The 17,918-nt window shown below is 72.4% G+C and carries 18 protein-coding genes; 6 read left to right on the top strand and 12 right to left on the bottom strand.

Annotated elements, in window-relative coordinates; genetic code table 11:
• The first annotated feature begins 14 nt into the window (after positions 1–14).
• Both DFJ67_RS39230 and DFJ67_RS39235 read left to right on the top strand, forming a co-directional pair.
• The gene (locus DFJ67_RS39230) at positions 15–932 is read left to right on the top strand and encodes an NADP-dependent oxidoreductase (RefSeq protein ID WP_116074347.1); all 918 of its coding nucleotides are present in this window, start codon (positions 15–17) and stop codon (positions 930–932) included.
• A 12-nt stretch (positions 933–944) separates the two neighbouring features.
• The gene (locus tag DFJ67_RS39235; RefSeq protein WP_116074349.1) at positions 945–1,637 is read left to right on the top strand and encodes an SDR family NAD(P)-dependent oxidoreductase; all 693 of its coding nucleotides are present in this window, start codon (positions 945–947) and stop codon (positions 1,635–1,637) included.
• A gap of 59 nt (positions 1,638–1,696) precedes the next feature.
• On the opposite strand, the gene DFJ67_RS42460 is transcribed toward DFJ67_RS39235, so the two are convergent.
• The 3 genes from DFJ67_RS42460 to DFJ67_RS39250 form a co-directional block, all read right to left on the bottom strand.
• Entirely contained in the window at positions 1,697–3,376 is a 1,680-nt protein-coding gene (locus DFJ67_RS42460; RefSeq protein ID WP_147315784.1) for a hypothetical protein, read from the bottom strand.
• Positions 3,377–5,227: 1,851 nt separating this feature from the next.
• Complete coding sequence (locus DFJ67_RS39245; RefSeq protein WP_116074353.1) at positions 5,228–6,340, bottom strand: SPFH domain-containing protein; 1,113 nt, start codon at positions 6,338–6,340, stop codon at positions 5,228–5,230.
• A gap of 2 nt (positions 6,341–6,342) precedes the next feature.
• Positions 6,343–6,816: an NfeD family protein gene (locus tag DFJ67_RS39250; RefSeq protein WP_116074355.1), complete on the bottom strand. Its 474-nt coding sequence runs from the start codon at positions 6,814–6,816 to the stop codon at positions 6,343–6,345.
• 128 nt (positions 6,817–6,944) lie between these two features.
• Between DFJ67_RS39250 and DFJ67_RS39255 the strand changes: the two genes are divergently transcribed.
• Entirely contained in the window at positions 6,945–8,288 is a 1,344-nt protein-coding gene (locus DFJ67_RS39255) for a serine hydrolase domain-containing protein (RefSeq protein WP_116074357.1), read from the top strand.
• Here the strand turns inward: DFJ67_RS39255 and DFJ67_RS39260 are convergent.
• Positions 8,285–9,088, bottom strand: coding sequence for a DUF3097 domain-containing protein (locus tag DFJ67_RS39260; RefSeq protein WP_116074359.1), 804 nt, complete (start codon positions 9,086–9,088; stop codon positions 8,285–8,287). The genes DFJ67_RS39255 and DFJ67_RS39260 overlap by 4 nt on opposite strands.
• Positions 9,089–9,250: 162 nt before the next feature.
• Here DFJ67_RS39260 and DFJ67_RS39265 point away from each other — a divergent pair, with 162 nt between their 5' ends.
• On the top strand, positions 9,251–10,033 hold the full coding sequence (locus DFJ67_RS39265; protein ID WP_116074361.1) for an Rv1486c family protein: 783 nt from the start codon (positions 9,251–9,253) through the stop codon (positions 10,031–10,033).
• On the opposite strand, the gene DFJ67_RS39270 is transcribed toward DFJ67_RS39265, so the two are convergent.
• The 5 genes from DFJ67_RS39270 to DFJ67_RS39290 all read right to left on the bottom strand — a co-directional run bounded on the left by DFJ67_RS39270 (position 10,034) and on the right by DFJ67_RS39290 (position 13,270).
• Positions 10,034–10,774: a maleylpyruvate isomerase family mycothiol-dependent enzyme gene (locus DFJ67_RS39270; protein WP_116074363.1), complete on the bottom strand. Its 741-nt coding sequence runs from the start codon at positions 10,772–10,774 to the stop codon at positions 10,034–10,036.
• Between the two features lie 42 nt (positions 10,775–10,816).
• Positions 10,817–11,788: an NAD(P)-dependent alcohol dehydrogenase gene (locus tag DFJ67_RS39275; RefSeq protein WP_116074365.1), complete on the bottom strand. Its 972-nt coding sequence runs from the start codon at positions 11,786–11,788 to the stop codon at positions 10,817–10,819.
• Positions 11,785–12,018, bottom strand: coding sequence for a helix-turn-helix transcriptional regulator (locus DFJ67_RS39280; protein WP_116074367.1), 234 nt, complete (start codon positions 12,016–12,018; stop codon positions 11,785–11,787). The genes DFJ67_RS39275 and DFJ67_RS39280 overlap by 4 nt, the downstream gene beginning before the upstream one ends.
• Positions 12,012–12,440: a hypothetical protein gene (locus DFJ67_RS39285; protein ID WP_116074369.1), complete on the bottom strand. Its 429-nt coding sequence runs from the start codon at positions 12,438–12,440 to the stop codon at positions 12,012–12,014. Before DFJ67_RS39285 ends, DFJ67_RS39280 begins: the two co-directional genes overlap by 7 nt.
• A gap of 86 nt (positions 12,441–12,526) precedes the next feature.
• Complete coding sequence (locus DFJ67_RS39290; RefSeq protein ID WP_116074371.1) at positions 12,527–13,270, bottom strand: SDR family NAD(P)-dependent oxidoreductase; 744 nt, start codon at positions 13,268–13,270, stop codon at positions 12,527–12,529.
• Positions 13,271–13,394: 124 nt separating this feature from the next.
• Here DFJ67_RS39290 and DFJ67_RS39295 point away from each other — a divergent pair, with 124 nt between their 5' ends.
• On the top strand, positions 13,395–14,369 hold the full coding sequence (locus DFJ67_RS39295; RefSeq protein WP_116077189.1) for an aldo/keto reductase: 975 nt from the start codon (positions 13,395–13,397) through the stop codon (positions 14,367–14,369).
• Here DFJ67_RS39295 and DFJ67_RS39300 read toward each other — a convergent pair.
• The 3 genes from DFJ67_RS39300 to DFJ67_RS39310 are packed head-to-tail and all read right to left on the bottom strand — an operon-like array spanning position 14,366 to position 16,601.
• Entirely contained in the window at positions 14,366–14,983 is a 618-nt protein-coding gene (locus tag DFJ67_RS39300) for a hypothetical protein (RefSeq protein WP_116074373.1), read from the bottom strand. The genes DFJ67_RS39295 and DFJ67_RS39300 overlap by 4 nt on opposite strands.
• Before the next feature lie 50 nt (positions 14,984–15,033).
• Positions 15,034–15,672, bottom strand: a complete 639-nt coding sequence (locus tag DFJ67_RS39305) for a hypothetical protein (protein ID WP_116074375.1) — start codon at positions 15,670–15,672, stop codon at positions 15,034–15,036.
• Complete coding sequence (locus tag DFJ67_RS39310; protein WP_116077191.1) at positions 15,669–16,601, bottom strand: carbohydrate kinase family protein; 933 nt, start codon at positions 16,599–16,601, stop codon at positions 15,669–15,671. The genes DFJ67_RS39305 and DFJ67_RS39310 overlap by 4 nt, the downstream gene beginning before the upstream one ends.
• A 227-nt stretch (positions 16,602–16,828) precedes the next feature.
• Here DFJ67_RS39310 and DFJ67_RS39315 point away from each other — a divergent pair, with 227 nt between their 5' ends.
• Positions 16,829–17,914, top strand: coding sequence for a lytic polysaccharide monooxygenase auxiliary activity family 9 protein (locus DFJ67_RS39315; protein WP_116074378.1), 1,086 nt, complete (start codon positions 16,829–16,831; stop codon positions 17,912–17,914).
• The last annotated feature ends 4 nt before the right edge of the window (positions 17,915–17,918 follow it).

The following is a 17,918-nucleotide window of genomic DNA, read 5'->3' on the forward strand; positions in this document are numbered from 1 at the left end:
GAGGTGGTCTCGCGATGGCACGAGCACTGGCGGTCGCCGCCCGCGACCAGAACCCGACGGTCATGGACGTGTCCGTGCCCAACCCGGGACCGGGGCAGATCCGGGTAGCGGTGGAAGCCGCCTCGCTCAACGGAATCGACGCCGCGACCGGCGCGGGCCTGCTCTGGGACTCCGTACCGCACAACTTCCCCGTCGTGCTCGGCCGCGACTTCGCCGGCACCGTCGAACGGGTCGGCCCCGGCGTCGCCACCATCCGGCCCCGCGACCGGGTCGCCGGCGTGATCACCGGGACTTCGCTGGCCCGGGGCGCGCTGACCGACACGATCATCTTCGACGCCCGCGGTGTCGCACCGTTGCCGCCCGGCATCAGCGAGGAACAGGCGGCCGGAGCGGGCCTCGCCGCCGTCACCGCGAAGGCGCTGGTCGACGTGCTGGCGCTGAGCTCCTCCGACACCGTCCTGATCGCCGGCGCGACGGGCGGCGTCGGGGTCTTCGCCGTGCAACTCGCGCGCGCCACGGGCGCGACCGTGTATGCCACCGCCCGCCCCGGCGAGCCCGAGGAGTTCATCCGCGCGCTGGGCGCCGCCGGCACGGTCGACTACACCGATGGCATCGCGGCCCCGCCCGGACTGACCGCCATCGTGCACGCCGCCGGTGACGCGGCCGCGCTGGCCGCGCTGTTGCCGGCCGGCGGCCGCTTCGCGTCGGCCAACGGCGCCACCGCCGAGGCCGTCGGCCGCACCGACATCACCGTGACGCCGGTGACCTCGACCGCGACGCCCGCGACGGTGGGCGGCATCCTGGACGCGATCGCCTCCGGCGCCCTCCAGGTGCCGATCACGCACACCTACCCGATGTCCGAGGCGCCCCGCGCGCTCGCCGACTTCCGCGGCCACAAGCTGGGCAAGCTTGTGGTCGACACGCGGCGCTGAGGGGTTGTCGCCATGGCGACCATCGCGATCGTCGGCGCCGGGCCGGGCCTCGGCTTCTCCATCGGCAAGGTGTTCGGCCAGCAGGGCTTCGAGGTCGCGCTGATCGCCCGCCGGCGGTCCACGTTGGACGACATGGTCGGGCGGCTCGGTGAACTCGAGATCCCGGCGGGCGGCTACCAGGCCGACATCATGGACCGGGCCAGCCTGGTGCAGGCGTTCAAGGACATCGCGGCCAACCACAGCCCGGTCGAGGTGCTGGAGTTCTCCCCCGCGCCGCGCGGCCCGCAGCCCGGGCTGGTGCTGGCGGGGCCGCTCGACGTGAGCGTGGCAAACGTGCAGCCGCACATCGACTTCTACGTGCACGGCGCGATCACGGCCACTGGCCAGGTGCTGCCCGACATGATCGAACGCGGCACCGGCACGCTGCTCTTCACCACCGGCCCGTCCTCGGTGGAGCCGTCACCGGCGATGGGCAACGTCGGCATCGCCTGCGCGGCGTTGCGCAACTGGGTGCTCAACCTGCACGACACCCTGGCGAGCAAAGGGGTGTACGCCGCACACGTGCCGCTTTCCCTCTCCGCCGACGAGGCCGACCCGGAGACGATCGCACCCCATTACTGGAACCTGCACACCCGGGGCGAAGGCGCCGAGCACCTGCTGTCGGGCGACGTCCTGCGCGCCGCGCCCCGCACCGAAGAGTCGTAGAAAGCGGGCACAGCCGGCGCCGGGTGGGCGGTGCCGGCTGTGCCCGGGTCTTTAGGGTGTCAGCGCTTCGGCTGCTTCTTGTCCGATGTGGTCGGTTCCTCGGTCACGGCGCCGATCCGGAGCCGGCGCTTGCCCGGGCGCCGGGGTTGCTTCTCGTCCTTGTCCTTTGGTGTCGCGGACTGGGACGGGCTCGCGGGCTTGGCCGGCGTGGTGGGCTTGGGCTTTTCCGGCTGCTTGGCCGCCTCCGGCTTCCGGCCCCAGCCGAAGCGTCGACGGCGCCCCGCCTTCTCGTCCCGGTCGTTCGTGGCCTCCGGCTTCCGGCCGTCGCGGACGGCCGCGGTGCCGCGGTCCTTCGCATTCGGGTCGTGGGTGTCGCGGATCTTCCCGTCCCAGCCACTCGCGTTCGGCTCGTGGGTGTCGCCGCGGTTCTTCCCGTCCCAGCCGTTCGCGTTCGGCTCGTGGGTGTCGCGGTTGCGACCGTCCCAGCTGTTGGCGTTCGGGTCCTTCGCGTTCGGGTCCTTCAGGTTCGGATCGCGGGCGGCGCGATTCCAGCCGTTCGCTTCCCGGGCCTTCGCGTCGAGGTCCTGGGGGCTGCGGTACTTCGCCTCCAGCCGCTCAGCCTCCTGGCTCTTCGCGGTCAGGTCCTCCTGGGCGCCGCGTTTCCGGTTGCCCCGCTTCTTCGCGCCCCGACCCTTCACGTCCTTGTTCTGCGCCGCCCGTTCCTTCGCGTCCCGCTCCCGCTCGCGCCGGCGGCTGGTGACCACGTCGTCCAGGCGCACGTCCTCCGCGTCTTCCGCCCGCCCGGCGCGAACGGCCCGCAGGGTGCTGTTGGACTTCCAGGCGATGCCCAGCCCAGCGGCGATCATCAGCAGGGCGCCCGCGGTGTGGAAGGGCGACATCCACAGGCCGGCGAACCCGACCATCGGCCCGCACAGCACGAGCAGCAACCCGTCGCCACGGCTGAACATCCGCGACCGGAAGACCGCCCACCCCATCGCCATCCAGCCGGCGCTGTAGATGCCACCGCAGGTCAGCGCGAGGGTCTTCGCGCTGAGCCCCCAGAGCGGGGTGGCTGGTGGCACGGCGGCGAACATCAGCATCGAGACGCCACCCAGGATGCCGAGCATGAGGCCGGTGAACGCGGTGCCGCGGCTGCGTACCGCGGCGAGCAGCCCCACCAGGCAGGCCATCGCCACGACGCCGAGCCAGACACTGGTCACCCAGGCGAAGAGCCGGAACGGCTCGGCACCGGTCAGGTAGTGCGCCGGCCCACCACGAACCATCGCACCGATCGACGCCGCGGCCGCGATCACACCCGCGGCCGGCAGGGTCCAGGTCAGCCGGCGCGAGACAGCGCGCACGAGAGCCGCCCAACGGGCGTTGGTCACGGGTCCGTCCGGCGCCCCCGGCTCGATCTCCGGCAGCAGTTTCATGCCGACGTCGGTCAAGCTGGTCACGTCGATCTTCTTGGCGTGCTTAGCATTCTTGCCGTCGTTGGCCTTCTTGGTCTCGGTCTGGGCCTCGTTCGGCTTGTTCTCCGCGTCGGCCTCCGGCCGGGTGGTCCAGATCCGCTCGGCCTGGATCGCGTGCCCGATCCGCGGCAGTTGCGCCGTGTCGTCGGCGGACGTCCCCTCGTAGGTAGGCGTCCCCAGCGGCACCGTCGGCCGCAGCGACGACCTGGGCTCGTCCACGTCGAAGCCGCCGTCGTGGTCGGTCAGGCCCGCCGGCCCAGTGGCCACGAGGACGTGCTCCGCCGTGTCGGCGTCGAGACCAGGGATGTTCGATCCCGCACCGCTCGCGACCGCGTCAACTTCGGTCGACCGGCCGTCGACCGAGCCAACCCGATTCCAGGACGGCGCCGGCTCCGGGCCGATCGCCGCACCCCTGGGCCAGCCAGACCCGGCACCATCCGACCGCGCCCGATCCCCATGCGACGGAGACGACCCGGCACTGCCCGCTCGATCCCCGCGTGAGAGGTCAAGGCCGCCGCCAACAGCGCCGACCTCGCGATCCCCACGCAACGCGCCAGCGCGGTCATCGCCCGCTTGATCCGCCTGCAATGCGCCCAAGCTTCCGCCCGAGCCGTCACTGCCCGACTGATCCCGACGGACCGCGCCCAAGCCTCCGCCCGAGCGGTCGCCGCCTGTTTGATCCCCGCCGCGTAGCGCGTCGAGGCTTCCGCCGGTGGGGCCGGCCTCTCGATCGCCGCTCACCGCGTCGAGGCGTTCGGCCGCGGAGTCGGAACGGGCGCTCTCCGGCCGGTGGGAATCACCGCGGAAGGTTTCCAGCCCGCCTTTGGCCGAGTCGGAACGATCGCCGCGCGACGGGCGGTCGCCGTTGCCGCCGCGCGGCGGCTCGCCTGCTGCGCTGTGGCCGCGCGCCGGCTCAGCGGCCGCGGAGCGGTCCGCGGTCGACCGGGCGGCGCCCGCCGTCGGCGTGGCCGGACTACGCGAGCCGGCACCGCGCGAGCCGGAGCGGCTCCAGGCCGAGGCGTCCGGTTCGGCGGCGGGGCCACCTGCGGCGTCCGGGCCGCGTTCCCAGCCCATGCGGCCGGAGCCAGCGCCCGAAGCCGGGCGGCGGGACTGCTGCTCATCAGGACGGTCGCCCGACACGCCCGGTGCCAGGTCACGATCGGTGGGACGGCGGTCGTCCGGCTTGGCGCGCGACTTCGCCCCGGCGGCGTGCGACACCGGCCGCTGCTGGTCGTCGCCGCGCCCGAGGCGCCACCAGCGGCGGCCGCTGCGGTCGGGCATGATCGGGCGGACCACCGGCGTCTCCGCGCCCGCCGGCCGCTCAGAGCCAGAGCGGCCCACCGGCGCCTCGCCGCGCTCGCGGCGGCCCATCGGCGCCCCCGCAGCGGCTCCGCGCTCACGGTGGCCAGGCATATCTGCCGCGGCTCCACGCTCGCGGTGACCCGGCGCCTCCGCCCCGGCCCCGCCCTCACGGTGACCCGGCATGTCGGCCCCGGCCCCGCCCTCACGGTGACCCGGCATGTCGGCCCCGGCCCCGCGCTCACGGCGACCCGGCGCCTCCGCCCCGGCCCCGCGCGCAGAGTGGCCCGGCATGTCCGCCCCGGCCCCGCGCGCAGAGTGGCCCGGCGTGTCCGCCGCGGCTCCGCGCATGGGGCGGCCCATCGGCGTCTCACCCATACCCCCACGCCCAGGGCGGGCCGGCGGTGGGTCGTCGCGGCGGGATGGGCGCTGCGGCGCAGCGGGCTCGTCCATCGGTTCGACCACGACGGACTCGGCCGGATCGGCCGCCCTCTCGCCCGGCTTGACCGCGACCGGCTCGGCCGGTGTCTCCGCGGGTTCGCCCGGCTGGCTCGCCGGCTCGGAGCGGTCCCTGTTGGAACCCGCGCCGGCGGAGTGCTTCGCCACGTGACCCATCGCCGTCACCTCGATTCTCGGCGGAACGGACCACGATCAACCCAGGTGATGGAACGCGTGACCATAGGGTGACCGTGCGTTACCTACGCGAATCGTGACAGCTTGCGAGGGGCTTTCGCGTTGGATCGGAGAAACCGTGAGGAACTTTCACCGGACGCCAGAAAGGGCCCCTTCCATACCAGAAGGGGCCCTTCCTCAGATGGGCTAACCGCGTTCGCGGTCGCGTTCCTCGCCGAGCACCGTGGACGGTGGCACCGGGTCGCCGGCGGTGATGCCGGGCGTCTGCGGCGGGAGACCGGGCGAGCCGGAAACCTGCTGCTCCGCGTCGCGTACCTCCTGGTTGACGGCGGCCGCGGCCTCCGCGGCGGCCTGTGCCGCCTCGTCGGCCTCGCGCTGGACGGCGCTCGCGTCGACCGACTGCGTCGGCTGGTCGCCGACCATGCCGGCCAGCCCGCCGAGCGCGCCGCCCATGCCTTCGAGCGCCTTGGTCAGCTCGGTCGGGATGATCCAGACCTTGTTGGCCGTGCCGTTGGCGATCTGCGGCAGCGCCTGCAGGTATTGGTAGGCCAGCACCTTCTGGCTCGGGTTGGCGGTGTGGATCGCGTCGAAGACGGTGCGGATCGCCTTCGCCTGTCCCTCGGCCTGGAGGATCCGGGACTGCCGGTCACCGTCGGCGCGGAGCACGAGGGACTGCTTCTCGCCCTCGGCGGTGAGGATCGCCGCCTGCTTGTGGCCTTCGGCGTTGAGGATCGCGGCCCGCCGGTCGCGCTCGGCCCGCATCTGCTTCTCCATGGAGTCGCGGATGCTCGGCGGCGGCTCGATGGCCTTGATCTCGACCCGAGTGACCTTGATGCCCCAGCGGCCGGTGGTCTCGTCGAGCACGCCGGACAGGTGGCGGTTGATCTCCTCGCGGCTGGTCAGCGCCTTCTCCAGGTCGAGCGAGCCGATCACGTTGCGGAGCGTGGTCACGGTGAGCTGCTCGATCGCCTGGAGGAAGTTGGCGATCTCGTAGGTGGCGCGGACCGGGTCGACGACCCGGAAGTAGAGCACGGTGTCGATGGAGACGACCAGGTTGTCGGACGTGATCACCGGCTGGGGCGGGAAGCTGACCACCTGCTCCCGCATGTCGACCTTGGTGCGCACCGCGTCGACGAACGGCACCAGGAGGTTGAGCCCCGGCGACAGCGTCCGCTTGTATTTGCCGAGCCGCTCCATGACGTCCATCCGCTGCTGCGGCACGATTCGCACCGAGCGCACGACCGTGATGATCGCGACGAGCACAATCGCCGCTACCACGATCGCAATGGCAATTTCCATCCTCAGTTCACCTTTTCTCCGGTGTTGTCCCCGTGTGGCACCTCATCCCGCCACACCATGGCGGTAGCACCCTTCACTTCGATCACGCGTACGCGCTCTCCTGGCGCGAACACCTGAAGCGAATCGTATGACCGGGCGCGCCACGTCTCTCCGTCGATCTTGACGACGCCCTGCTCGGCGTCGACCTGCTCGAGCACCAACGCGCTCGAACCTTCCATTGCCTCGAGGCCGATCGGCGCCGTATGGGTCTCCGATGCCGAAAGCCGGTGTCGTTGGATGATCGGGCGGACCGCGAAAACGGTCAGTCCCGAAACGGCGGCGAAAACAATCGCCTGCACGATCGCGGGCGCGCCCAGTGCCGCCGCGGCACCCGCCGCTAGCGCACCCACCGAGATCATCAGGAGGAAAAGGGTCGCGGTGAACATCTCCGCCACCGCGAGCACCACTCCCAGAACGACCCAGAGAACCACATCCACACATCTAGCGTGTCACGGCGGCGCACCCATTGCGACAGCGCGACGGTCCCGCGACGGTAACGTCGGGACGAAAGCATCAGTTGACCCTCCGGAACCGCCCCGCCGCCAGCCCGAGGAGCCCACCCGAGATGACGTCGTTGCTGCCGGAGACCGCCCGCTCGGTCGACGCCGCCGTCGCACACGCCCAGGCCGCCGGCCGGGTCCCGTCGATCTCCCTAGGCGTCGTCCGCGACGGCGAGCTCGTGCACGTCGCGACCGCCGGCGGGCCCGCCACACCGGGCGACGCACCGCCCGGCCCGGACACCCGCTACCGGATCGGCTCGATCTCCAAGACGATGACCGCGACGCTGGTCCTCCAGCTCCGCGACGAGGGCCGGCTGGCGCTCGACGACCTGCTCTACCGGCACCTGCCGGGCACGCCGGTCGGCAGCGTGACGCTGCGCCAACTCCTCGGGCACGCCGCCGGCCTGCAACGCGAGCCGGAGGGCAAGTGGTGGGAGCGGCACGAGGGCGACGACATCGACGCGCTGCTCGCGGGCCTGACGCCCGACAAGATCGCATTCCCACCACACCGCACCTACCATTACTCCAATCTGGCGTACGGGCTGCTCGGTGCGGTGCTGCGCCGGGCGACCGGTGAAGACTGGACGACGCTGCTGGGCAAGCGGCTCTTCGATCCACTGGGGATGCGCGCCACGACCTACCACCCGGTCGAGCCGTTCGCGCGCGGCTACGTCGTACACCCGTGGTCGTCGACCCTGCGTGAAGAACCGCGGACCGACACCGGCGCGATGGCGCCCGCCGGCCAGCTCTGGTCGACCGTGACCGACCTGGCCAAATGGGCCGCCTTCCTGGCGGCGCCCAAGCCGGAGGTGCTGGCGAACGACACGATGACCGAGATGTCGGCGCCGGTGGTGATCAGCGACCTGGAGGCGTGGACCGGCGGGCACGGCCTGGGGCTGGAGCTCTACCGCGTCGGCGAACGGGTCTACGTCGGACACGGCGGCTCGATGCCCGGCTATCTGGCCTGCCTCGCGGTGCACCGCAGGTCGCGCACCGGAGTGGTCGGCTTCGCCAACGCCTACAGCTTCCGGCAGGGCTCGATCAGCGAGCTCGGCCGGGCGGTGCTGACCGATGTGCTCGACCGCGAGCCGGACCTGCCGGAGGCCTGGCGCCCGGCCGGCGCGCCACCGCCGCCGCTCGCGCCGCTGACCGGCCGCTGGTGGTGGATGGGCATCGAATACGACCTGGCGTGGCACGACGCGACCAGCGAGTTCGTGCTGTCGCAGCTGCGCACCGGCGCGCCGAAGCCGACCCGGTTCACGGCCGAGGCGACCGACCGCTGGCGTGGCCGCGGCGGCCCCAACGACGGCGAGGTGCTGACCGTGCGGCGCGACGAGCACGGCGTGCCGGCGGCGCTGGAGATCGCCACCTTCATCTTCACCCGCCACCCGGACCGGCTGGGGCCCTAACCCTCCACGGTCACGAAATCGATCAGCCGCTCCATCGAGTTGATCAAGGGCGTTTCGACGTCTTTGTAGGAGCGGACCGTGCGCAGGATCCGCCGCCACATGTCGGCCGGTTCGGCGACACCGAGGGCGGCGCAGATGCCCTCCTTCCACGGCTGTCCCGGCGGCACCACGGGCCATTCCCGGATGCCCACCGCCGCCGGCTTCACGGCCTGCCAGATGTCGACGTAGGGATGCCCGGTCACCAGCACGTGCGGTGAGGTGACCCCGGCGACGATGCGGCTCTCCTTGGAGCCGGGTACCAGGTGGTCGACCAGCACGCCGAGCTTGCGCGACGTGCTGGGCCGGAACGCGGCGACCTCGGCGGCCAGGGCGTCGATCCCGTCGAGCGGTTCCACGACCACGCCCTCGATCCGCAGGTCGTCGCCCCAGACCCGCTCGACCAGCGCGGCGTCGTGGATGCCCTCGACCCAGATCCGGCTCGCCCGGGCCACCCGCGCGGTGACGCCGGCGACCGCGACCGAGCCGCTGGCCGTGCGGGTCTGCTTCGGCGGGCCGGCGGCCACGGCCGGTTTCCGCAGGGTCACCGGCTGGCCGTCGAGCAGGAACGCGGCCGGCAGCAGCGGGAAGTTGCGGCGCTTGCCGAACCGGTCCTCCAGCACGACCGCGCCCATCTCGAAGCCCACCACCGCGCCGCAGAAGCCGGAATCGGCGTCTTCGACGACCAGGTCGGGCTCGGCGTCGACCTCGGGTGTCACCTTGCGGCGGCGCCAGTCGCCCGCCAGCACATCCTCCCCATACATGTGTCCGGACGTTAGCCGCCCGTCCGGCACCGTCCTCACCCGACGCGCCGGATCGACCGGTTCCGTGGGAGGTGTCCAGGTCGGCCTGGTGTGGTGTTCCTCGCGGGTACCGCACGTCGCACGATCGAGACAGCGACGCGGTCAGCACGTACCCTTTCCTGCATGTCCACCGCAGCGGGTGCCACCACCCTCGCGACGCGCCGGTCGAGCCGGCTCGTGGCCTGGGTGCGTTCGTGGCGCGCCGGCCTGGTCCCCTATGACGAGGTCGCCGAAGAAGTCGCCCGCGACGAGGAGCACCTCGTCGCCGATGCGCCCGGCGCGTGGACCGATGTCCCGCTGCGCGAGGGCCTGACGGCGTTCTCCAAACTGACCCCCGACCAGATCCGGCTCGTGCTGCCGGCGCCCGGCGACCCGCGCGGCCTGCCCGGCCCGGGTGACTTCACCGGCGCGGCGCTGCTCGCGGGCGAGGCCGTGATCGCCGGCGAGCTGGGCCTGATTCCCGAGGTACGCACGCACACGTCGGGATCCGGCATGACCTTCGAGACGGTGCTGTGGCGGGTCTTCCCGCTGCCGGCCGAGACGGCGCCGCCGGTGCCGATCACGGTCAGCGAGGCCGAGGGTGAGCTCAACCTGATGCTGGCCGAGGCGACCAACACCCTCGCCCGGCTCGACATCGCACAGTGGCGGCCGGAGCTGGCCGGCGCACTGGCCGCGATCCGCCGGCCCGACAGCGCCAACGAGCTGCCGCCCGGGTTCGACCCGCGGTCGCGCCGGCTCTTCGCCCGGGCCAACGTGCTCGACCACGTGCTGGCGCTGGCCGACGAGGTCGCGCCGGGCGGCGCGGTCAACGGCTTCGAGGCACAGGCCCGTGACGCGGCCCTGCGCCCGCTGGCGGCGGCGTGCCGAGGCGCGTTGGTCGCCGCCTGCAACGCCCCGCTCATCTAGCTACTGGGTCGCCTTGGTGATGCAGGCGTTCAGCTCGTCGGTCGGGCCGTCGACCGTGACACCTTCCGGCAGCCGGTGCCAGACCCAGCGCAACAGCGCCGCGGGCGGCCCGCTGATCGTCACGTCGGCGTGGTCGGTGGCACCGTCTTCCACCACGAACGTGTCAGGGCCGGTGCGCACCCGCCACGCGGCGCCGTCGGTGCGCAGCGCGTAGGTGCGGCCGGGCGAGCGGTCGAGGATCTCCTTGAAGTCGCTCGTCCACTCGCCGACGCAGTATGCGACGAAAACCTTCAGCAGCTCGTCGACGCCGTCGATGGCCAGGTCGGTCGGGATCGGTGCGACGGGCTGACCCGTGCCCAGCTCGGCGTCGACGCGGTGGATGACCGTCTCCTGCGCCATCCGGCGGATCCAGAAGCCGACTGTCTGGCCCGGTGCATACCAGGAGCCGGCCGGGTCGCCCGGCGCGCGCGACTCGAGCTCGCCGCGCAGCGCCGCGTAGGCCCGGTCGAGCAACGCGATCGGCGCCTCGGCGGCCAGCTCGGCCGGCGGCCACTGCTCAGGCTCGGCGCCGTCGCGGATGGCGAGCGTCTTGTGCAGGTAGACCTCGCCGACGTGCCGGGTCAGGTCGGCGACCGCCCAACCCGGACAGCTCGGCACCGGCGCCGCGGGATCGATCCCCGCGACCGCGCGGAGCCGCTCGAAGTCGGCGGCCAGGCAGTCGAGATAGCGGGAGTTCTCCATGCGCCGCATTATTCGCCGCCGACCGCGAAACCGGAGGCCCCGTCAGACCGTCACGACGACCTTGCCGGCGGGGTGCCCCTGGGCGAGATAGCGGATCGCGTCGGGCGCCGACGCGAGCGGGTAGGTGCGGTCGATCACGGGGGTGAGCGCACCGTCGTCGATCAGGCGGGTCAGGTCGTCGAGTTCGGCCGCCCGCTCCCTCGACGTGAGCCCGTGCAACCGCTGGCTGACGAACATCGACACGAACGGCGCCCGCAGCTGCCGGGTGAAGCCGCCGACCGGGCCCGGGAGGTCGTGGCCGCCGCCGGCGATGACGAGGGTGCCGCGCGGGGTGAGCGCGCGCCGCAGCAGCGACAGCGGCCGGCAGCCGGCGGTGTCGATGATGACGTCGTAGACACCGCCGTCGCGGTCGACCTCGGCCGTGGTGTAGTCGATGACGTCGTCGGCGCCGAGCGAGCGGACCAGCGCCACCTTGTCGGCGCCGCAGACGCCGGTCACCGTGGCGCCGCAGGACTTCGCGAGCTGCACCGCGTAGGCGCCGATGCCGCCGGCCGCGCCGATCACCATCACCCTCTGTCCAGGTTGGACCCGGCCGGCGCGGACCGACTCGAGCGCGGTCACCGCCGAGATCGGCACCGCGGCGGCCTGTGCGAAGGTCAGGCGCACCGGCTTGCGGGCCAGCTTGCGCGGGCTGGCTGCGGCGTATTCGGCGAACGTGCCGCCGGTGGAAGTGCCGTAGACCTCGTCGCCGGGCTTGAAGCCGGTGACGTCGGCGCCGACCGCCGCGACCACGCCGGCCAGCGCCCGGCCGCGCACCTGGACCCTCGGCCGGGTCAGCCCGAACGCGACCCGGACGCCCCACGGCCGGCCGGTCATCGCGACCCACACGCCCGGGTCGACGCCGGCCGCGCGGACCTCGACCAGCACCTCGCCGGCACCGATCGCCGGTTGGGCCACCTCGCGTAGTTCGAGGACGTCGGCTGAGCCGTACACCGTCTGGGTGATCGCCTTCATCGGGCTTCCTCTTCCTGATCGGGGTATTGGAAGACGTCGTCGAGCGGAACCTTGAACACGTGGGCGATGCGGAAGGCCATCTCCAGCGACGGTGAATAGCGCCCCTGCTCGATGGCGATGACGGTCTGCCGGGTCACGCCGATCCGGTCGGCCAGGTCGGCCTGGGTCATCTCGGCGTTGGCGAAGCGCAGCGCGCGGATGCGGTTGGTGACCCGGGTCGCCTTCACCATTGCGGGACGCCCCCGCGGTAGACGACGACCTTGGCCACGCCGCCCACGACCGCGGAGAGCACGAAGCCCAGGTAGATCACGTTGGCGATCCAGAACGGCGACCAGTCGGCGACCGCCATGAGCATCGCCGCGACCGCGCCGATCACCACGAACGGCTGGCCGACCTGGTCGCCGAGGCGGCCGATCTCGCGGTCGCGGTCGTCCTTGACCTGGCTCGCCTTCGGGTTGGCCGCCGCCACCACGACCTCGGCGACGATCGCGGCGACGATGGCCCCGCCGACCGTCCACAACAGCGGGCCCGCGTAGGACGCCTCGGCCAGTGGCCGGCCGTCGAGCCCGCCCAGCACGACGACCAGGTAGGCGGCGTAGGCCGGGAGCGCCACCACCAACCTGACCCAGGCCCGTCGCTGTTCGAGAGTCATCGACGTACTCCTTCGTGTGTTAAGAATTTTTGACAACACGAAGGTAGCAAATCTTTGACCTCATGTCGAGAATGTTTTACATCGACTCAGATGGTGAAACCGCCGTCGACGTTGACGGTCGCGCCGGTGATGTAGCGGCCCCCTCCGCCGGCCAGGAACGCGACCGCCGCGGCCACGTCCGCCGGTTCGGCGTAGTGGCCCAGGGCGGTGAACCCGTTGATCACGGCCGCGTTGGGGCCGTCGGCCGGGTTCAGCTCGGTGTCGGTCGGGCCGGGGTTGACCAGGTTGACCGTGATCGCCCGCGGGCCCAGCTCGCGCCCGAGCGCCTTGGTCAGTCCGATCAGGGCGGTCTTGCTCAGCGAGTAGAGCGCGAAGCCCGGGAAGACCGCCCGCTCGGCCGCGTTGCTGCCGATGTTGATGATCCGGCCGCCGGCCGCCATGTGCCGGGCCGCCGCCTGCGACGCCACGAACGGCGCCCGCACGTTGACGGCCACGGTCTGGTCGAACTGGGCCAGGCTCAGCTCCTCCAGCGGGCCCAGCAGGAACGCGCCGGCGTTGTTGACCAGGATGTCCAGCCGGCCGAACTCCGCCGCGACCCGGTCGACGGCCGCCACCAGCGCGATCGGGTCCGCGCTGTCGACCCGCACCGCGACGGCCCGCCCACCGGCCGCGGCGATGTCGCGCACGACCTGGTCGGCCCGCACCTCGTCGCGCTGGAAGGTCAGCGCCACCGCCGCGCCCTCTCGCGCCAGCCGCAGCGCCACCGCCGCGCCGATCCCGCGGCCACCGCCGGTAACGAGGGCCACCTTGCCATCAAGTGTGTTTTCCATGGTCAAGAGCTTGATCGGGTACGGCCGACGCGTCTGGCGGCGATCGGACGTCGCGTTCGGTGATCTGCTTCTCAATACCGCCGAACGGGTCACCGGCCGCTCGGCCCGGGTGTGGGCTGGATCTATGCGGACCACGACACTCGGACGGTCGGGGCTGGAGGTCTCCCGGATCGCCTACGGCACCTGGCAGCTCGGCGGCGACTGGGGCGACGTCGACGAGTCCGCCGTCCTGACGGCGATCCGGAGCGCGCACGAGCTCGGGATCAACCTGTTCGACTCCGCACAGGGCTACGGCTTCGGCAGCGCCGAGGAGCTGCTCGGCCGGGCGCTGCGGTCGACACTGGACACCGACCGGGAGTCGGTGGTGCTGGCCACCAAGGGCGGCATCAACCCGGGCAGCGACCGCACCCGCGACGCGCGCGCTCCTTATCTGCGGGCCGGCGTCGAGGCGAGCCTGCGCGCCCTCGGTGTCGACTACATCGACCTCTACCAGGTGCATTGGCCGGATCCGGCGACGCCGGCCGAGGAGACCGCGACCGCGCTCCAGGAGCTGGTCGACGAGGGCAAGATCCGCCACGTCGGGGTGTCCAACTACGACGTCGCCGAACTCGCGGCGTTCGAGGCGGTGCGGCCGGTGGAGACGCTCCAGTCGCCGCTGCACCTGTTCCAGCGGGAGGTCCAGGACGAGATCCTGCCGTACGCCCGCCGCCTCGACCTCGGCTTCCTCGCCTACAGCCCACTGGGCAGCGGCATGCTCAGCGGCGCGCTGGAGCCGACGACCCGCTTCACCGACCCCGACTGGCGGGCCGGCGCGAGCGCGTTCACCGGCGACACCTTCACCCGCAACCTGGCGATCGTCGACGACCTGGCGGCGTTCGCGGCGCGCCGGTCGATGACGGTCGCCCAGCTCGCGGTCGCCTGGGTGCTGGCGCAGGAGGGCGTGAACGTGGCGATCGTCGGCGCCCGCCGCCCGAAGAACATCCAGACCGCGGCCGAGGCCGCCGACCTCACCTTGACCGACGACGACCTGGTCGAGATCGACAAGATCACCGCCGGCGCCGTGCCGGTGCTGGGGTCCACACCGGAGGGGCCGCTCTAGAGCTCCCTGCTCTTGCGGATGGCCGCCACCGCACGGTCGAAGTCGTCGTCGGACGCGTCGCGCCGCCCCACGCCCTCGTCGAAGTAGAGCCCGCTGGCCGAGTGGAGCAGCAGCACGAGCACGGCACCCGAGGCGACCAGCAGGACGAGTTCGAGCAACTGCTGGGTGAGCGGATACCAGCCGGGCACGACCTGCGCCACGTCGTTGCTGATGTAGACCACCTGCGTGAGCAGCGACGCGCACAGCACGCCGAACGTGATCCAGTGGGCCCGGGCGAGCGGCCCGCGCAGCGCGACCACGAGCGGCACCAGCACGACGGCGAGGATCACGCCGACGAACACGCTGTAGGAGACGACCGACCGCGTGTCGGCGATCTGCGCCCGGTAGATGTGCCGCGGCCACCACACCGCCGCGAACGCCTCGACGTCGGCCCGCACGGCCAGCGCCGCCGCCGCCCGGGCGAGCGACACGACGATGATGCCGACCAGCGACCACCAGACGATCCGCACCTGGACCGGCCGCGCCGCGACGGCGACCGAACGGCAACGCCCGCACGCGACCTGCCCGTCGGCGCCGGTCCAACCGTGCCAGCCCAGCCGGCAGAAGAGCCCCACGGAAACCGATCCTCGCTGATGCGCTGACGGGCCGCGTCCGCCGTTCGGGCCTAAGCCGCCCTGGCCAGCGCGTGGGGTGGGCGGATGCGGTGGTCGGTGGCGTAGCGCTCGGCCAGTTCCCGTTCGGCCACCTCGTCGCCCAGGAAGGTGGCCACCAGCAGGGCCGCGAGGTCGTCGATCACGTCGAGGTCGCCGACCAGGTCCGGGCCCATCGGGCCCCAGGTCTCGGCCAGCGGCACCTCGTCGGCGTTGGCGTGGGCCAGGTCGCGCAGGACGGCGTCGCGGACGGCGGCGCCGCCGCCGTAGCGGGACGCGTCGACCACGCCGTCCCGGTAGGCCAGCCAGACCTCGCCGGCGAGCACGAAGCCGTCGTCGGCCCGGCCGCCCGGGGTGGCGATCACCTGCGGCGCGTAGCCACGGCGGGGTGCGAAACCGACCCGGCAGCGGGCCGGCACGCCGCGCCGGCGCAGCGCCGCGACCACCAGCAGGCTCGCAGCGCGGGTCGACGCGCCGAACGGGTGGGCGCGCGGTGCGGACAGCGGGCGGCCCGGGTGGCGCCGCTGGTCGGCGTCGAGCAGGTCGGCGACCCGGTGCCAGTCAGGTCCGTCGCCTTGCGCTGCGAAGTCTTCGGGCAGGTCGTCGAGGAGAGCCGCGTGCTTGCCGGGATCCGAGAAGAACGACTGGTTCATACCGCCGAACCGTAGCGCGCGGCCACCTCGGCGCGGGTCGGCATCGCCACCGCTCCCCCGGGCCGCTCGCAGACCAGCCCGGCCACCCGCAGCGCGAACGACACGTGCCGGGACCACCCTTCGGCGTCGTCCGGCCGGCCCTCGGCGAGCAGGCCCGCGATCAATGCCGCCATCACCGAGTCGCCGGCGCCGGTCGCGTCGACCGCCTCGACCACCGGCGCCGGCAGTTCGACCCGCTCGTCGCCGACCGCGACCAGCGCGCCCGCGGCGCCGCGGGTCACCACGACCGCGCCGGCACCGAGCGAGAGCAGATCACCGGCCATCGACGACAGCGACAGGCCCGGATAGAGCACGGCCGCGTCGGCGTGGCTGAGCTTGACCAGGTCGGCCGTGGCGCAGAACTCCTCGACGACGGTACGCAGGTGGTCAACGTCTGTGGCCGAGGGCAGCAGCGACGGGCGCACGTTGGGGTCGAACACGCGCAGGCCGCCGGCCGCCGACCAGGCCGACCGGGCGGCGGCCAGGAACTCGGCGTGCAGCAGCACGATTGATCCACAGTAGACAACCGCCGAGCCGGCCACCAGGTCGCGCGGCACCTCGGTCAGCAGCGAGTAGGACGGCGGCGTGCCGTAGAAGCGGAACTCCGGGTCGGCACCCGCGAAGGTGACCACCGCGAGCGTCGTCGGCACCGGTGCGCGTACCACCGCCCGGTCGTCGACACCGGCGCTGGTGAGGAAATCGACGATTCGGGTGCCGAGCGCGTCGTCGCCGATCGAGCCCGCGAACGACACGTCGCCACCGAGCCGGGCGACGCCGACCGAGACGTTGAGCGGGCCGCCGCCGATCACCTGCCGGAACACCCGGTCGCCGGCGCACTCGCCGTCGAGCAGGTCGATCAACGCCTCACCGAGGACCACCGCGTATGACATGGGGAGCATCTTGTCAGCGCGGCTCTTGCCGGCGCGCACCCGGTCGTGGTGCGATATCGAAGCCGGGCAATTTTTCGCGATTGGCGCCGCCCACCAGGTGGAGGCACAGGTGGGTCACGCGCGCGCCGCGGCATGCCCGCGAGCCCGCGCTCCCCGAGTCGACAACGGCGCGCCCATCGGCGTGCCCAACCCGAGGAGCCATCGTGAGACTCATCCGCAGGGCCGCCATGTTCGGCGCCGCTGCCATCCTCGCCGCCGGCGTGGTCACCGTGGTCAGCCAACTGCCCGCCGAAGGGCACGGCACCCCGATCGCACCGGGTAGCCGCACCTACCTGTGCTGGAAGGACGGGCTGTCGCAACAGGGCGACATCCAGCCGCACAACCCGGCCTGCGCGGCCGCGGTCCAGCAGGGCGGCACCAACCCGCTCTACAACTGGTTCAGCGTGCTGCGCTCCGACGCCGCGGGCCGCACCGTCGGTTTCATCAACGACGGTGAGCTGTGCGGCGGCGGCAACCCGACCTTCGCCGCCTACAACCAGGCCCGCAACGACTGGCCACTGACCCACCTGACCTCAGGCGCCCGGTTCGATTTCAAATACAGCAACTGGGCCCACCATCCCGGCACGTTCTACTTCTATGTGACCCGCGACAGTTGGAGCCCGACCCGGGCGCTGGCCTGGGCCGACCTGGAGACGCAGCCGTTCCTGACGGTGACCAACCCGCCGCAGAACGGTGGGCCGGGCACCAACGAGGGGCACTACTACTTCAGCGGCAACCTGCCGGCCGGCAAGAGCGGGCGGCACCTGATCTACTCGCGCTGGGTCCGCTCCGACAGCAACGAGAACTTCTTCGGCTGCTCCGACGTGGTCTTCGACGGCGGCAACGGCGCGGTGACCGGGGTCGGTCCGGGCAGCGAGAACCCGACCGATCCCGGCGGCCCGAGCCCGACGACAGGGCCCACGACCGGGCCGACCAGCAACCCGACCACACCACCGCCGAGCGGCAGCGGCGACTGCATGGCGGTCTACCGAGTGGTCGGCGCGTGGAGCGGCGGCTTCCAGGGCGAAGTGACGATCATGAACCACAGCAGCCGGGCGTACGGGGGTTGGACCGCCTCGTGGGCCTGGCCGTCCGGGCAGAGCCTGGCGCAGGTCTGGAACGGCACCTCTGGCGGCTCGGGAACGAATGTGACCGTGCGCAACGCCGCCTGGAACGGCACGATCGCGCCGGAGGGCACGGCGTCGTTCGGGTTCCTCGGCACCTACACCGGCGCCACCAACGGCATCCCGGTGGTCAGCTGCGTCGGCTCGTAAAGGA

Origin of the sequence: Asanoa ferruginea, assembly GCF_003387075.1 — a bacterium.
Lineage (GTDB): Bacteria > Actinomycetota > Actinomycetes > Mycobacteriales > Micromonosporaceae > Asanoa > Asanoa ferruginea.

Coding starts and splice junctions, on each gene's coding strand:
- DFJ67_RS39230 (WP_116074347.1), top strand. CDS start 15: ATGGCACGAGCACTGGCGGTCGCCGCCCGCGACCAGAACCCGACGGTC.
- DFJ67_RS39235 (WP_116074349.1), top strand. CDS start 945: ATGGCGACCATCGCGATCGTCGGCGCCGGGCCGGGCCTCGGCTTCTCC.
- DFJ67_RS39245 (WP_116074353.1), bottom strand. CDS start 6,340: ATGGAAATTGCCATTGCGATCGTGGTAGCGGCGATTGTGCTCGTCGCG.
- DFJ67_RS39255 (WP_116074357.1), top strand. CDS start 6,945: ATGACGTCGTTGCTGCCGGAGACCGCCCGCTCGGTCGACGCCGCCGTC.
- DFJ67_RS39260 (WP_116074359.1), bottom strand. CDS start 9,088: ATGTATGGGGAGGATGTGCTGGCGGGCGACTGGCGCCGCCGCAAGGTG.
- DFJ67_RS39265 (WP_116074361.1), top strand. CDS start 9,251: ATGTCCACCGCAGCGGGTGCCACCACCCTCGCGACGCGCCGGTCGAGC.
- DFJ67_RS39270 (WP_116074363.1), bottom strand. CDS start 10,774: ATGGAGAACTCCCGCTATCTCGACTGCCTGGCCGCCGACTTCGAGCGG.
- DFJ67_RS39275 (WP_116074365.1), bottom strand. CDS start 11,788: ATGAAGGCGATCACCCAGACGGTGTACGGCTCAGCCGACGTCCTCGAA.
- DFJ67_RS39280 (WP_116074367.1), bottom strand. CDS start 12,018: ATGGTGAAGGCGACCCGGGTCACCAACCGCATCCGCGCGCTGCGCTTC.
- DFJ67_RS39285 (WP_116074369.1), bottom strand. CDS start 12,440: ATGACTCTCGAACAGCGACGGGCCTGGGTCAGGTTGGTGGTGGCGCTC.
- DFJ67_RS39290 (WP_116074371.1), bottom strand. CDS start 13,270: ATGGAAAACACACTTGATGGCAAGGTGGCCCTCGTTACCGGCGGTGGC.
- DFJ67_RS39295 (WP_116077189.1), top strand. CDS start 13,395: ATGCGGACCACGACACTCGGACGGTCGGGGCTGGAGGTCTCCCGGATC.
- DFJ67_RS39305 (WP_116074375.1), bottom strand. CDS start 15,672: ATGAACCAGTCGTTCTTCTCGGATCCCGGCAAGCACGCGGCTCTCCTC.
- DFJ67_RS39310 (WP_116077191.1), bottom strand. CDS start 16,601: ATGTCATACGCGGTGGTCCTCGGTGAGGCGTTGATCGACCTGCTCGAC.
- DFJ67_RS39315 (WP_116074378.1), top strand. CDS start 16,829: ATGTTCGGCGCCGCTGCCATCCTCGCCGCCGGCGTGGTCACCGTGGTC.